Annotated in this window: 8 protein-coding genes; 4 read left to right on the forward strand and 4 right to left on the reverse strand. The window is 71.4% G+C overall.

Features of this window, described 5'->3' with window-relative positions:
- Positions 1–129 precede the first annotated feature (129 nt).
- Positions 130–1,497 (forward strand): cytochrome P450, encoded by a 1,368-nt coding sequence (locus tag GA0115234_RS39170; RefSeq protein WP_093551333.1) that lies wholly within the window; start codon positions 130–132, stop codon positions 1,495–1,497.
- Between the two features lie 174 nt (positions 1,498–1,671).
- A complete protein-coding gene (locus GA0115234_RS39175) occupies positions 1,672–2,208 on the forward strand; it encodes a DUF4232 domain-containing protein (RefSeq protein ID WP_093551335.1) in 537 nt (178 codons plus the stop codon).
- 79 nt (positions 2,209–2,287) lie between these two features.
- On the opposite strand, the gene GA0115234_RS39180 is transcribed toward GA0115234_RS39175, so the two are convergent.
- A complete protein-coding gene (locus tag GA0115234_RS39180; protein ID WP_093551337.1) occupies positions 2,288–3,550 on the reverse strand; it encodes a cytochrome P450 family protein in 1,263 nt (420 codons plus the stop codon).
- Positions 3,547–4,860, reverse strand: coding sequence for a cytochrome P450 (locus tag GA0115234_RS39185; protein ID WP_093551339.1), 1,314 nt, complete (start codon positions 4,858–4,860; stop codon positions 3,547–3,549). Before GA0115234_RS39185 ends, GA0115234_RS39180 begins: the two co-directional genes overlap by 4 nt.
- A 400-nt stretch (positions 4,861–5,260) precedes the next feature.
- Between GA0115234_RS39185 and GA0115234_RS39190 the strand changes: the two genes are divergently transcribed.
- Entirely contained in the window at positions 5,261–7,933 is a 2,673-nt protein-coding gene (locus GA0115234_RS39190) for a glycoside hydrolase family 31 protein (protein ID WP_237542108.1), read from the forward strand.
- A 96-nt stretch (positions 7,934–8,029) separates the two neighbouring features.
- On the opposite strand, the gene GA0115234_RS39195 is transcribed toward GA0115234_RS39190, so the two are convergent.
- On the reverse strand, positions 8,030–8,884 hold the full coding sequence (locus tag GA0115234_RS39195; protein WP_093551341.1) for an SAM-dependent methyltransferase: 855 nt from the start codon (positions 8,882–8,884) through the stop codon (positions 8,030–8,032).
- Between the two features lie 175 nt (positions 8,885–9,059).
- Between GA0115234_RS39195 and GA0115234_RS39200 the strand changes: the two genes are divergently transcribed.
- Positions 9,060–10,961 (forward strand): hypothetical protein, encoded by a 1,902-nt coding sequence (locus GA0115234_RS39200; protein ID WP_343335972.1) that lies wholly within the window; start codon positions 9,060–9,062, stop codon positions 10,959–10,961.
- A 19-nt stretch (positions 10,962–10,980) separates the two neighbouring features.
- On the opposite strand, the gene GA0115234_RS39205 is transcribed toward GA0115234_RS39200, so the two are convergent.
- Positions 10,981–13,104: a regulator gene (locus GA0115234_RS39205; protein ID WP_093551345.1), complete on the reverse strand. Its 2,124-nt coding sequence runs from the start codon at positions 13,102–13,104 to the stop codon at positions 10,981–10,983.
- Positions 13,105–13,351 lie beyond the last annotated feature (247 nt).

Genomic DNA, 13,351 nt, shown 5'->3' on the forward strand with positions numbered 1-13,351 from the left:
ACCGCGCGCGACTACGCTCGACAACTCACGTACCGAATAAGGCCGATGGTGTTCTCCACGGCTGCGGTACCGCTGATGTCAGGTCGCCGCGCACCGCATCCGGTGCGCCACGAGGGAGCGGAGACTTTCATGTCCACGGAGACCGGCCCGGTCATCGACGCCGAGCCGCGCAGCCACCGGATCGCGCCGGGCCCGAAGGGGCTGCCGTTCCTCGGGAACCTGCCGCAGTTCGGCAAGAACCCCCTCGCCTTCTTCGAGCGGCTGCGCTCCCACGGGGACATGGTGGGCTGGCGATTCGGCCCCAACTCCTGCGTGTACATAGCCGATCCGGACTGCATAGGCGAGCTGCTCACCGAGACGGAACGCTCCTTCGACCAGCCGGCACTCGGCATCGCCTTCCGCACCGTGATGGGCAACGGCGTGGTGGTCGCCCGGGGCACGGACTGGCGCCGGAAGCGGTCGCTGGTGCAGCCTTCCGTACGCCCCAAGCAGGTGCGGTCCTACGCGGCGACGATGGCGAGCAGCACGGTGGAGCTGGCGGACACCTGGTCGGACGGTGAACGCGTCGACGTCAAACGGGAGATGGCGGCACTGACCCAGCGGATCGCCGTGCGCACCATCTTCGGCGTCGACACGGCGGCCGACGCCGAGGCGATGGGCCGGGCGATGGATGTGGCACAGCAGGAGATCGGCAAGGAGTTCGCCGGTATCGGCGCGTTACTGCCGGACTGGGTGCCGACTCCCGGTCGGGCCAGGATCAGGAAGGCAGCGGCGGTCATCGACGCGGAAGTGGGCCGGGTCGTCGCCCGGCACCGCGACGGCGGGGACGAGCGGCCCGATCTGCTGAGCCGGCTGCTGACCGCGGTCGACGAGACCGGTGCGCACCTCACCGACCGGGAGATCCGCGACGAGACGGTCACGCTGTACATCGGCGGGCACGAGACGACCAGCTCCACGCTGGTGTGGGCCTGGTATCTGCTCTCCCGCAACCCCCGGGTGCGTACCGCCCTCGCCGAGGAGCTGGACCGGGTCCTCGGTGACCGGGAGCCGGAGTTCGACGACTACGCGCGGCTGACGTACACCCAGTCGGTGGTCAAGGAGACCCTGCGCCTCTACCCGACGATCTGGCTGGTCACCGGGGTCGCGAAGGAGGGGGCGCGGATCGGCGGGGTGCCGATGCCGGAGGGTACCCGGGTGTGGACGAGCCAGTGGGTGACGCAGCGCGACGCACGGTGGTTTCCCGAGCCGGAGGAGTTCCGCCCCGAGCGCTGGGACCCGGAGACGGGCGACGACATCGCGGAGTACGCCTGGTTCCCGTTCGGCGGCGGGCCCCGGGTCTGTCTGGGCACCCGGTTCGCGATGGTCGAGGCGGTGCTGATCCTGGCCGTGCTGGCCCGCCGCTTCGAGCTGGACGTGGATCCGGGCGTCGTCGGTCCGGTGCCGTCGCTGACGCTGCAACCGGACCGGGACGTGCTGGCGACGATCCGGGCGCGGTGACGGAACGCGGGGCGGGGCCGTGGGCGCCGGCACGGGTAGGCGCCGCCACGGATATACCGAACCGATATGTCCGATCTGTCGCGGAGGTCAGGTCATCCGGTTCACAATGTCCATGTCGGCCGCACCGGCCGGCGGGCCGTTACCGCAGGCTGTCGATCCAAGGGGAGAAACACCATGCGCCTCCGCTCCGCTCTCGCTTCCGCGCTCTCCGTCGCGGCCGCCCTGGCCCTGACCGGCACCGCCGCCGCGGCGACGCCCTTCTCCGCGCCCGCCGGGGCCACGAGCTGCCTCGGGACCTGCCAGGAGAAGGCTCTCGACGTGCGGGCCGCCCCCGGCGGACAGCGGAACGTCGCCCGTGTCAGCGTCACCAACCACGGCGACCGGGCCTGCGTGGTGGACCGGATCCCCACGGTCACCTTCCGGGGGCTCGACGGCTCGGCCGAGGCCGTGCCGCCCGCCGGGAGCGGGCCCTACACGCTCTCCGCCGGGGAGCGGGCGTACGCCGCCGTGCGCACCGCGGACCCGGCGGCCACCGAGGGCCATGTCGTCGGCAGCCTCTCCGTGGCGGCGGACCCCTCGCACACGGGTCTCACCTTCCGCGCGGCCGCCGTGGGCATGCCCGAGGGGGTCCATGTGTGGGAGCCGGTGACCACGCTGTGGCAGGAGACGCAGGCCGCGGCGGACAGCGCGCTGGCGGGCGCGCCGCACTGACGGACGGCTGCGGATCGCGCGAGGCGCCGGCGACGGTCCGCCCGGATGCTCCGGGCGACCCCGGGGGCGTCGTCGCGCCTCAGCAGTGCAGCAGTACGGGGAAGGCCGCCATGTCGTTCTGGGTCATCACCGGCAGCTTGCGGATCTCGTCGTCCGCGACGGCCGCCCGCAGCCCGGGGAAGCGCCCGAACAGCGCGGGCAGGGCGATCCGGGCCTCGACGCGGGAGAGTGCCGCCCCGGGGCAGATGTGGGGGCCGTGGCCGAAGGTCATGTGACGGATCGGGGACGGCCGGGTGATGTCGAAGGCGTCGGCGTCCGTGCCGTGCTGATCGATGTCCCGGCCGATCGCGCGATAGGAGATCACCACTCCCTCGCCCTTCGCGATCACGTCGTCACCGACCTGGATGTCCTCGGTGGCGAACCGCATCAGCAGATGGGTGGTGGGGGTGTCCCAGCGCAGGGTCTCCTCGATCACCGTCTCCCACGGGATCTCGCCGTCGAGCACCTTGCGCAACTGGTCGGGATGGGTGAGCAGGGCCCGTACGGCGTTCAGGATCAGGCCGATGGTGGTTTCGTGACCGGCGGCCACCATCGCCTTGAGGTTGCCCACCACCTCTTCCTCGGTGAGCGGTTCACCGCCTTCCTCGGCGAGGATCAGCGCGCTGGTGAGGTCGTCGGTCGGGCGCGCGGTCTTCTCGCGTACGAGGGCGGCGTAGAAGACGTCCAGTTCGGCCAGGAGTGCCAGTCGTTCCTCCTGCGGGGTGAGCATGGAGAAGAACGCCTTGTACCGCTTCATCAACATGGGGTGCTCGGCCTCGTCCACCCCCATCAGCATGCCGACGACCCGCATCGGCAGCGGCTGGGCGAACACGGACTTGAGGTCGACCACCCCGTCCTCGCTCTTCTCCCCCTCTTCGGCGAGGGCGTCGAGCAGTTCCCCGGTGAACTTCTCGATCGCCGGGCGTATCTCCTCCAGCCGGCGCGGTGTCAGCGCCTGGGAGGTCTTGGTACGCAGTCGCCGGTGCTCGGCTCCGTCCACGGTGAACATGGAGCGTCCGGCATCGATCATGCCGATCAGGGGCCACTCGTGGGTGACCTCGCCGCGCTGCCAGAGCCCCCAGGCGTCGAGGTCCTTCACCAGCCGGGGGTCGACGAGCAGTTGGCGGGCCAGGGCGTGGCGGGTGACGGTCAGGGCCGGTACGCCGAGCAGCTCGATCCTGGCGAGCGGGCCGGCGTCACGCAGTCGCGCCGTCTCCGCGTCCAGGTCCTGGACCATCGGGTCGATGACGACGGCCCCGCCGTTCGAAGCGGCGTCCCGGGCGGCGGCGTGCGGGCAGTTCACGACGGATCTCCTGTCGGGCGTACGGGAGCGAACCGGACGGGCAACGCGGTCATCCCCCGCAGGAAGGCGGACTGCCTTCGGACCAACTCGGGTGCGGGGACCGCCAGTTCCAGGTCGGGCAGCCGGTCGAGCAGCACCTCGATCCCGGTGCGGGCGATGATTTCGGCGATCTCCTGGGCCGGGAAGGGACAGCGGTACTCGCCGTGGCTGAACGCCAGATGCGCGCTGTTGCCGCGCTGGCCCGACGGGCCTCCCGAGGCGGAGAGGTGCTGGCGGATGTGCGGATCGGTGTTGGCGGCGCCCAGGCCCAGCAGCAGCATGTCCCCGGCACGGATGTTCCGGTCCGCCAGCCGGGTGTCGCGGGCGGCCCAGCGCCCGGCGAGGATCTGCGTCGGGCACTCCTCCCAGAGCACCTCGTTCATGGCTTCGGCGACGCTGTGCCGGCCGCCGGAGAGCGCGACGGCGAACTGGTCGTCGGTGAGCATCAGCCGGAGCGAGTTGCCGATCCAGTCGGCCGTGGTGAGGTGCCCGGCGGCCGTGATGGCCATCAGGTCGAGCACGTACTCCTCATCGGTGAACTCACCGGCGTACGCCAGCATGCGGGAGGCCACGTCGTTCCCGGGCTCGGCCCGGCGGGCCGCCAGCAGCCGCCGCATGTGTTCGCCGAACCGCAGATGGGCCTCCTGCGCGCCCGGTCCGCCGTCGGCCAGGTCCCCGAGCACCTCGGCGATCCTCGGCCCCTCCGCGTCGGGGAATCCCACCAGCCGGGCGAGGACGAGCACCGGCAGCGGCACGGCGAAGTCGGCGATCAGGTCCGCCGTACCCCGCTCACAGAACCCGTCGATGAGACGGTCCGCCAACTCCTCGCAATTCCTGCGAAGTTCGAAGTGCTCGACCTCCTCCAAGGCCTGCCCGACCATCGCGGCGTGGCGCCGGTGCTCGGCCCCGGCGGTGAAGTAGATGGACGGCATCGGGCGGCCGACCATCGGCAGCAGCGGCCAGTCCTCGGGGATACTCCCCCACTGGTTCCACAGCGCCACGTCCCGGGGGAACAACTCGCCGTCGCTGGTGACCTGGTGGAGTTCGCGGTAGCCGATGACCAGCCAGGCCGGTACCCCGCCGGGCAGCTCGACGGGTACGACGGGCCCGTGTTCGCTCCGCATGGCGCGGTAGACGGCATGCGGTTCGATGTGGAACCGGGGTCCACTGAGCGGCACGGCGGACGTGCCGCCACCGGCCGGGCAGCCTCCGGTCGCGGGCGGCTGGGACAGGACGGGGCGCTCGGGCACCGCTGACGCGGGCGTCGTCATCGTACGGAATCTCCTGCGACGAAGGCTTCGCTCGTTGCGGTGGTCGGTTGATCAACGCGGCTTCACTATAGGGAAATTCGGTGAGTCTTTCGGCACTATTCACAACCATTCTCGCCACTCTTCCGACTTTGGAAGACCGTTTTCTGAGCATCATTGATCAAAAAGGGTGGGATGTGACATGCCTCGGCCGCGCACACCCGCCACGGCGCGGCCGCCCCGGCACATGGAAACGGACGGGCGCGGGCAGACACGGGCGGGCATGGGCAGGCATGGACCGCCGACCGGAACATTGACATGCACCGGTCGTACGGTGAATTCTGATGCTCGAATCTTCAGAGTTTCAATCATGTCTGCGCAGGCATCGCCTATTTCACTGTTCGTTACGAACGGAGAACACTCCTTGCGGATCCTTCAGAACCGTTCCAGCCAAGCGGCGGTCGGCACGCTGTCGGTGATCGTCCTCGCACTCACCGCCCTGACCGCCCCGGCCCCGCAGGCGCACGCCGCGGCCACGCCCTCGGGCACCCTGGACGGCACCACGAAGAATGTGACGTGGCAGAGCCCGGTCTACCCGAAGGGAACCGTCGACTCGCCCACGAAGTGCGGCACGGCCGCCGAGGACCCCGACAACGCGGTCTGCGCCCGGTTCGACCTGACCGTCCACCCGCCCGCGGGCCAGTGGGACGACAACCCCGAGGGCGGCGTCCCCGTCTCCATCCAGTGGGAGACACCCACCGACGACTTCGACATGTACATCTACGACTCGGCCGACAAACAGGTGGCATCCAGCGCGGGCACCGCCGACCCCGAGTCCACGGTCATCCCGAAGGCCTCCGGGACCTATCACGTGCTCGTCGTCCCCTACGACGTGCACAACAACTCGTTCACGGGAAAGGCCTACCTCCCCGAGGCCACCGACGCCGGGAACCTCACCGGGTTCGGCGGCTCGCACGGCAGGTACGAGATCCGGGCCGGTGCGCTGGGCGCCCGCGCCGAGTTCTTCACCGACGACACCCTGCGGCTGCAGGCATCCCCGGACGGCGTGCTCGCCGACCCGAAGGACAGCCACATGGTCCGGCGGCAGCCCACCGCCCAGCCGCACACCAGCTCCTTCGACGCGGGCGGCTACTACGGCATCCGCTCCAAGGGCGTGGTGCTGCGCGTCTACAAGAAGCCGCTGCGCTTCGGTCTCTACAAGGCCGACAACCGCACGGCCATCTGGCAGGAGGCCGATCCGCTGCGCTGGACCGGCGGCGGCATGCGGCAGAGCCTGAAGCGCGGCGCCGACGAGCAGTTCTTCGGCGGGGGCGAGCAGAACGGCAGCTTCTCGCACCGCGGCCAGCTGATGAACGTAGGCAACAACACCAACTGGAACGAGGGCGGTTACAACAACTCCCAGCCGTTCTACCTCTCCACGGCGGGCTACGGCGTCTTCCGCAACACCATGACGCCCGGCATCTACGACTTCGCCTCACCTGTGCGGACCGGCCAGCAGGAACGGCGCCTGGACGCCTACTACTTCACCGGTGACACCAAGGAGGTCATCGGCAAGTACACCTCGCTGGTGGGCAAGCCGTTCATGCCCCCGGTGTACGGGCTTGAGCCCGGCTCCGCCGACTGCTACCTCCACAACGCCAACCGGGGCGAGCGCCACACCCTCGACGCGCTGAAGGTCTCCGACAGTTATGTCGACAACAGGATGCCGCTCGGCTGGATGCTCGTCAACGACGGCTACGGCTGCGGATACGAAGACCTCGCCCAGACGGGTACGGGCCTCAACAAGAACCATGCCCAGCTCGGCCTCTGGACACAGAACGGCCTGCCCGACGAGGCCGCGGAGGCCAAGGCCGGGGTACGCGTCCGCAAGCTGGACGTCGCCTGGGTCGGCGGCGGCTACGGCTTCGCCCTGGACGCCTGCGACCAGGCCAAGGCCGGCATCGAGAACAACAGCGACGCCCGCGGTTTCGTCTGGCTGCCCGTGTCCTGGGCCGGTGCGCAGCGCTGCGGTGTGCTGTGGAGCGGCGACCAGAGCCTGTCCTGGGACTTCATCCGCTGGCAGATCCCGACGTACGCCGGCGCGACGATGTCCGGCATCGCGTACAACACGGGTGACGTCGGCAGCATCTACCGCCACGACCCCGAGATGTACACCCGCGACCTGCAGTGGAAGGCCTTCCTCCCGGCCATCATGACGATGGACGGCTGGGCCAGCGACATCACCACCAAGCAGCCGCACGACCAGCAGCCGTGGCTGGACGGCGAGCCGTACACCTCCATCAACCGCAAGTACCTTCAGCTCAAGGAACGGCTGCTGCCGTACATGTACACTCTGTCGAAGGAGGCCACGAAGACCGGCGTCGGCGCGGTCCGGCCGCTCGCCCTGGAGTACCCCGACGACCCGGCGGCACTCGGCCCGGACGCCAAGTACGAGTTCCTGGCCGGACCCGACTTCCTGGTCGCGCCGGTGTACAGCGACACGGACGTCCGGAACGGCATCTACCTGCCGAAGGGCACCTGGACCGACTACTGGACGGGCAGGACCTACCAGGGCCCGACCACGGTCGACGGCTACAAGGCGCCGCTGGACACCCTGCCGCTCTTCGTCAAGGGCGGTTCGATCGTACCGATGTGGCCCAAGGGCACCGTGTCCTGGGAGTCCCGGGACCAGACCCGGCTCGGCTACGACATCCACCCGCAGGGCACCACGGACTACACCCTCTACGAGGACGACGGCGTGACGCGGAAGTTCACGGAGGGGGCCTCGGCCACCCAGCACGTACGGGTCCAGGCACCCGCCCGGGGCAAGAAGGGCGACACCACCGTCAAGATCGGTGCGAGCGTGGGCAGTTACGCGGGCAAGGTGTCCGCCCGCTCCTACGACCTCACCGTGCACGGCGGGAGCGCCCCGGCGCAGGTCGTCATGGATCACACCCGCCTGCACCGGATGAACTCGGCGGCCGAGCTCGCCGCGGCCGCATCCGGCTGGTTCACCGACCCGGCGACCGGGATCACGGAGATCAAGACACCGTCCGTCTCCACCGGGCGCGGCTTCACCGTCCAGCTGCGGAAGTAGGCGGCGGGCGCGGCCCACGGCCGCGCGACGGAGCAGGGCCGGGGGCCGTCCGCGGACGGCCCCCGGCCCATGCGCCCGGTCCATGCCCCCGGCACGCTACGGCTTGCGGGCGACCGCACCGTAGATCGGCACCGGCCGGGTCTCCACCGGAAGGTCGCCGAGGCTGAGCTCCGGATGCCAGTCGACGACCTGGACCACGCCCGGTTCCACCACTTCCAGCCCGTCGAAGAACCGGCCGACACCACGGCGCGACCTCGGCACGAGCGTCACACCGCCCGCCGCGTACGAGGCCACTCCCTTCTCCACGCTCTCGGGGTCGAAGTCACCGGTGAGCTGCGACAGCACCAGGAAGCTCCCGGCGGGGAGCCGCTCCACCAGCCGTTCCACCAGCGCGTACGCCCCCTCGCTCCTCCCCGCCCCGTCTCCGTCTCCGACGAAGTGCAGCAGCGCGATGAGGGAGAGCGCGACGGGCCGGTCGAAGTCGATCACGTCGGCGGCAAGCCGGAGGATCCTCTCCGGCTCCCGCACATCGGCGTCGAGGTAGGCCGTCACACCGTCGGCGGTCCCGCTCAGCAGCGCCTCGGCGTGGGCCAGGACGATGGGGTCGTTGTCCACGTACACGACCCGGGCGTCGGGAGCCGTGCCCTGGACGATCTGGTGGAGATTGGGCTCGGTGGGGATCCCGGAGCCGATGTCGAGGAACTGCCGTATCCCCGCCTCGCCCGCGAGCCAGCGCATCGCGCGGTGCATGAACCACCGGTTGTGGCGCGCGATGCGCTTCGTGTCCGGCGAGAGCCCGGCGATCTGCCGGCCGAGCTCCTCGTCGACGGGGTAGTTGTCCTTCCCGCCGAGGAACCAGTCGTACACCCGCGCGGGATGCGGCCTGGTGGTGTCGATGCGGTTCGACACCGGCCCGCCGGACGGGGTGACGGGCGGCTGATGCTCACTCATGGGGACCTCCGGACACGAAAGCGATCAAGCCATGGCCTCAACCTACCTGGGGGTCGCTGGAGTTGTGGCCGCATGCCGCACCAAGCGTGCCCTCCTCGGCCGAGTCGGGGTCTGCCGGATCGCCCGGACGACGCCCCCGTGATGGCCCCGGCGGCCGTCGGGCTGGTTGACTGTCATGGCCGGTCGCGTGGGCGGCACGGAGCCCGCGGAAGGGCCGGGGCGGATGAGGGGCGTGCGGATGGGGTACGGGCGGGCCGACCGGGTGCGGGTGCCGGTGGGGGACGACGCGGCGCGGTGGGCGACGCGGGGGAAGTGCCTGCGGGTGCTGATCGTCGTGCACAACGTGACCTCCGCGACGCGGCTGCTCGATGTGCTGCCGCTGTTCGACGACGATCTGCGCGTTCAGCTGCTGGTGACCTGTACGGGGTCCTCGGCGTTCGCGGCCGGAACTGCCGAATTGCTGGCCGACACGGGGATTCCGGTGCTGCCGTGGGAACAGGCCGCCGAGACGGCGGTGGATCTCGTGGTGTCCGCCAGCTTCGGCGGTCAACTGGACGCATTCTCCGGGACGTTGATCATCCTCTCGCATGGCGTCGGATACACTAAGAGGCTGGCAACACCGGACACCGGACACCGGACACCGGACACCGGACACCGGATCGAGGGCGGGGCGGTGCCCGCGCCCGTGTTCGGGCTCGCGCCCGAGTGGCTGCTGACACCCCGGGGCACTCCCCTCGCGGACGCGCTCGTGCTCTCCCACCCCGAGCAGGTCGAGCGGCTGCGTGCCGCCTGCCCCGAGGCCGCGCCGACCGCCGTTCTCGCCGGGGACCCCTGCTACGACCGGATACTCGCCGCACGGCCGTATCGCGCCCGCTTCCGCCGTGCGCTGGGGGTACGGCCGGGCCAGCGGCTGGTGCTGCTCAACTCGACCTGGAACCCCGAGTCGCTCTTCGGTGACGGCGGTAGGGCCCCGGACGGCGGTGATGTCGTCGCCGCCCTGCTGGACCGGGTCGCCGACGAATTCCCCGTGGACACATACCGGTTCGCGGCCGTACTGCACCCCAACATCTGGCACGGGCACGGCCCTGGCCAGATCCGTTCCTGGCTCGATCGTGCGCGGCGCGCCGGAATGGCACTGATCGATCCGCTGAGCGGATGGCGGCAGGCCCTGCTGGCCGCCGACGCCGTCATCGGGGACCACGGATCCGTCACCTACTACGCGGCCGCCCTCGGCACCCCGGTGCTCCTGGGCGCCGCACCGCTCGATGCCCTCGACCCCGACGCGCCGATCTCCTCGTTCATGCGGGAGGCGCCACGACTCGACCCCGAAGCGCCCCTGGCGGCACAGATCGAGGAACTCATCGTCCGTCACCGGCCGTTGCCGGGTCCCGCCGCGTTCACCACCTCCGTGCCGGGCGAGTCGGCGGTCCGGCTCCGGAGGCTCTTCTACTCGATGATGGGAGCGGCGGAGCCGGCTGGGCCCGCGTCGCTGAAGCCTCTCCCGCTGCCCGGATACGAGGCGGCGACCGCCACCGTCCCCTTGCATGTCCTGTCCCGGGTGCTCGGGCCGGGGGAGGTCGCGATCACCCGCTGGGCGGGCCGACGCCCCGCGACCGGTGGATCGGATCCCGGCGGCGAACTGCACATCGCCGTGCACGAGGACACCCGTGACGTGGAACAGCTGGACCTGGCCGACGTCGTCTTCCGTGACGGTGCCCCCGACGATCCGCGCTTCGGCTCCCCGTCGGTCTGGGCCGCCGAGGTGCTCCGCCGGCATCGGGGCTGCTCCGTGGCGGCCTATGTGACCGGCCCGTCCGCCTGTGTGGTCCAGGTGCGCGGCGAGGCACCGCTGCATCTGGCGGCGGTGCCCGGCTCCGACACGGAGAGCGCCTCCGCCGTGGACCCCGCCGTCCACGCCTCCGCCCTGCACGCCTTGCTGGCCGCGGGCGGTCACGATCCGGCGGAGACCGGCCGGAGGCTCGCCCGGGTCGTGTCCGACGGCCTCTCCGTGCGGACGGGAACCCGGCTGCACCACGTACGGGTCGTTCCCCCGGCACCCACGGAGGCCGGGGCCTGAGCCGGGCGGGAACGTGGGCTCACTCCGTGCCGCACCCCTCCCGCATCCGCCGGAGAATCCGCAGCTGGTACTCGGCTTTCTGGCCGTCGAGCGTAGTGATCGCCGCCTCGATCAGCGGCAGCGCCGCACCGGTGTCCTCCTCGTCCATCCAGGTGCCGGCCAGGTCCGTGAGCGTCCGGGCCGAGTTGTACGCATCGCCGCTCGAACGGAAGTACCGCAGCGCGGACTCCAGCTTCTCCCGGGCCTCCTCCCGCTGCCCCGAGCCGCGCAGCGCCCGTCCGCGATGACGCTCCAGCAGGGCACGGGCACGCGGCAGGTCCGCGGTCCCCTCGTCCTGATCGCCCAGGGTGTCCAGGATGCCGCCCGCCTCGTCGAAGCACGCGTACGCCTCCTCGTTCCGCCACTGGCGCAGCCTCAGCAGCCCCAGGAACTCGACGGCCGAGGCGTGGCCCCGCTTGTGGCCGGCCGATTCCTCCGCCCTCGCCGCCGCCCGTGCCTCCGTCTCCGCTTCGTCCCAGCGCTTCAGCTCGGTGAGGGTGTGGGCGAGTTGTGCGTGCAGTGCTCCGGCGTCGGGGCTCGCGGGGTCGTGGGCGTCGGCGAGCCGTGCTCCGATGCGCAGCGCGGGCAGCAGTATCTCGTGGTGGCCCGCCTTGAGCTGGAGCGGCCACAGCGCGCGGCAGAGGCGTACGGCGGTGTCCGGGTCGCCGGACTCCTCCGCGCAGCGCACCGCCTCGACCAGGTTGCCCAGCTCGGCGAGGAGCGCGCCGAGGGCGGAGCCCTCGTCCTCGTACCGCTGTCCGGTGCGGTCCCCGGTGGGCGCGGGAACGCGCCAGCTCTTCGGGAGCGCCTGGTGGGCGGCCGACGCCGCCAGATCCGCGTAGCCGCTCAGGGTGCGGTGGAGAGCCGCCGAGCAGGCCGCGATCCCGTCCTCCCGGATCGCCGCCGCCTCGGCGTGTGCGCGTACCCCGTGGCGGTAGTGGTAGCGGCCGTCGCCGGTCCCGCGCTCCAGGAGCATCCGGTCGGCGAGGTCGTCCAGGAGTTCCGCCGTCCCCTCGTGGTCCCGGCCGGTGGTCCACGCGGCCGCGGCGGCGTCGAAGGCGGGCCAGGCGCGCAGGGCCATCAGCCGGTACAGCCGGGCGGATTCCGGCGCCAGAAGGCGGTAGTTGTCCTCGGCGGCGCCGCGTACCGGATCGCCGTCCGCTCCGGCGTGACGTGGCGGGAGGGTGGGTGCGGAGAGCTGGTACGCCGCGGCGCGCAGGGCGTACGGCGATCCACCGCAGCGCTGGAGCAGCGAGGGCAGCGTGGCACGGGCTGCGGCGACCGTGGACTTGTCGGTGATGTCGGTGAGCAGGCGCACCGCGTCCCGGTCCGAGAGCGGGCCGACGGGCACACGTACGGCGTCGATGCCGGGGAACGGGGTGCGGGCGACCAGGATCGTGAACACCCCGGGTGCCGGGGTGAGGAAGGGCCTCACCTGCCCTGCGGAGTACGCGTGGTCGAGCACCACCAGGAGTCTGCGGTCCGCCACCCGGCCGCGGAAGAACGCGCCGAGTTCATCGGTCCCGGTCGGCATCTCCTCGTCCGGAACCCGCAGTTGACGCAGGAGTGCGCGCAGCACGGTTCCCGTGTCGCGCGCGCCGCCGGAGCCCCCGCCGCCGAGGTCGGCGTAGATCTGCCCGTCCGGGAAGAGGCGGGTCGGCTGCGCTCCGAAGTGCACGGCGAGCGTGCTGGACCCCATGCCGTCCGGGCCGTGCACCAGGGCGAGCCGGGGCCGTCCGTCCGGGCGGCGGGACGCCTCCCGCTGGAGTCGCTTCATCGCCTCCTTGCGGTCCGTGAAGAACCTTATGGAGGCGGGGAGGTCGGACCGCACGGCCCCGGCCGGGACGGGGGCGCGGCGCACCCGCGCCGCGAACGCGGTCCAGGAGGCGGCGAGTCGGGGATCGGACCGGATCCGCTCGTGGACCATGCGGGCCACCTCGTCCCGCTCGTCCTGGGCCACGGGGGCGGGGATCTCGCGGCCGACGATCCTCCGCACCGCGCCGCCGGTGGACTCCCAGGCCCATTTGCCGGCCTCGTTGGCCATCCCCGAGCCGACCGCGCCGAGTACCGCCGAAATCGCCGCCACCGAAGTGGGATCCAGCATGTCGCGCACTCCTCGTTCCCGGTGTTCCGCGCGGTGCGCCCTCCCCGGCACCGTCGCTGCCACCGTGCGGATCAACGTTAGCGTCAGACGGGCCGCAGTCCCCCGGACATCGCGACGGTGATCTGCCGCGCCGGGCACGGCGGTCGTTCGTCTGTCCTGAAACAGGCGTTTCGTCGGTGTCCGGGCGGGATGGGTGTTCCGGTGCCGCCGTCGTGTCTGCCGGCCCGGCCACCCCGGTCGTCCCGGC

The organism is Streptomyces sp. DvalAA-43, from assembly GCF_900091725.1.
Classification (GTDB): Bacteria; Actinomycetota; Actinomycetes; order Streptomycetales; family Streptomycetaceae; genus Streptomyces; species Streptomyces pulveraceus.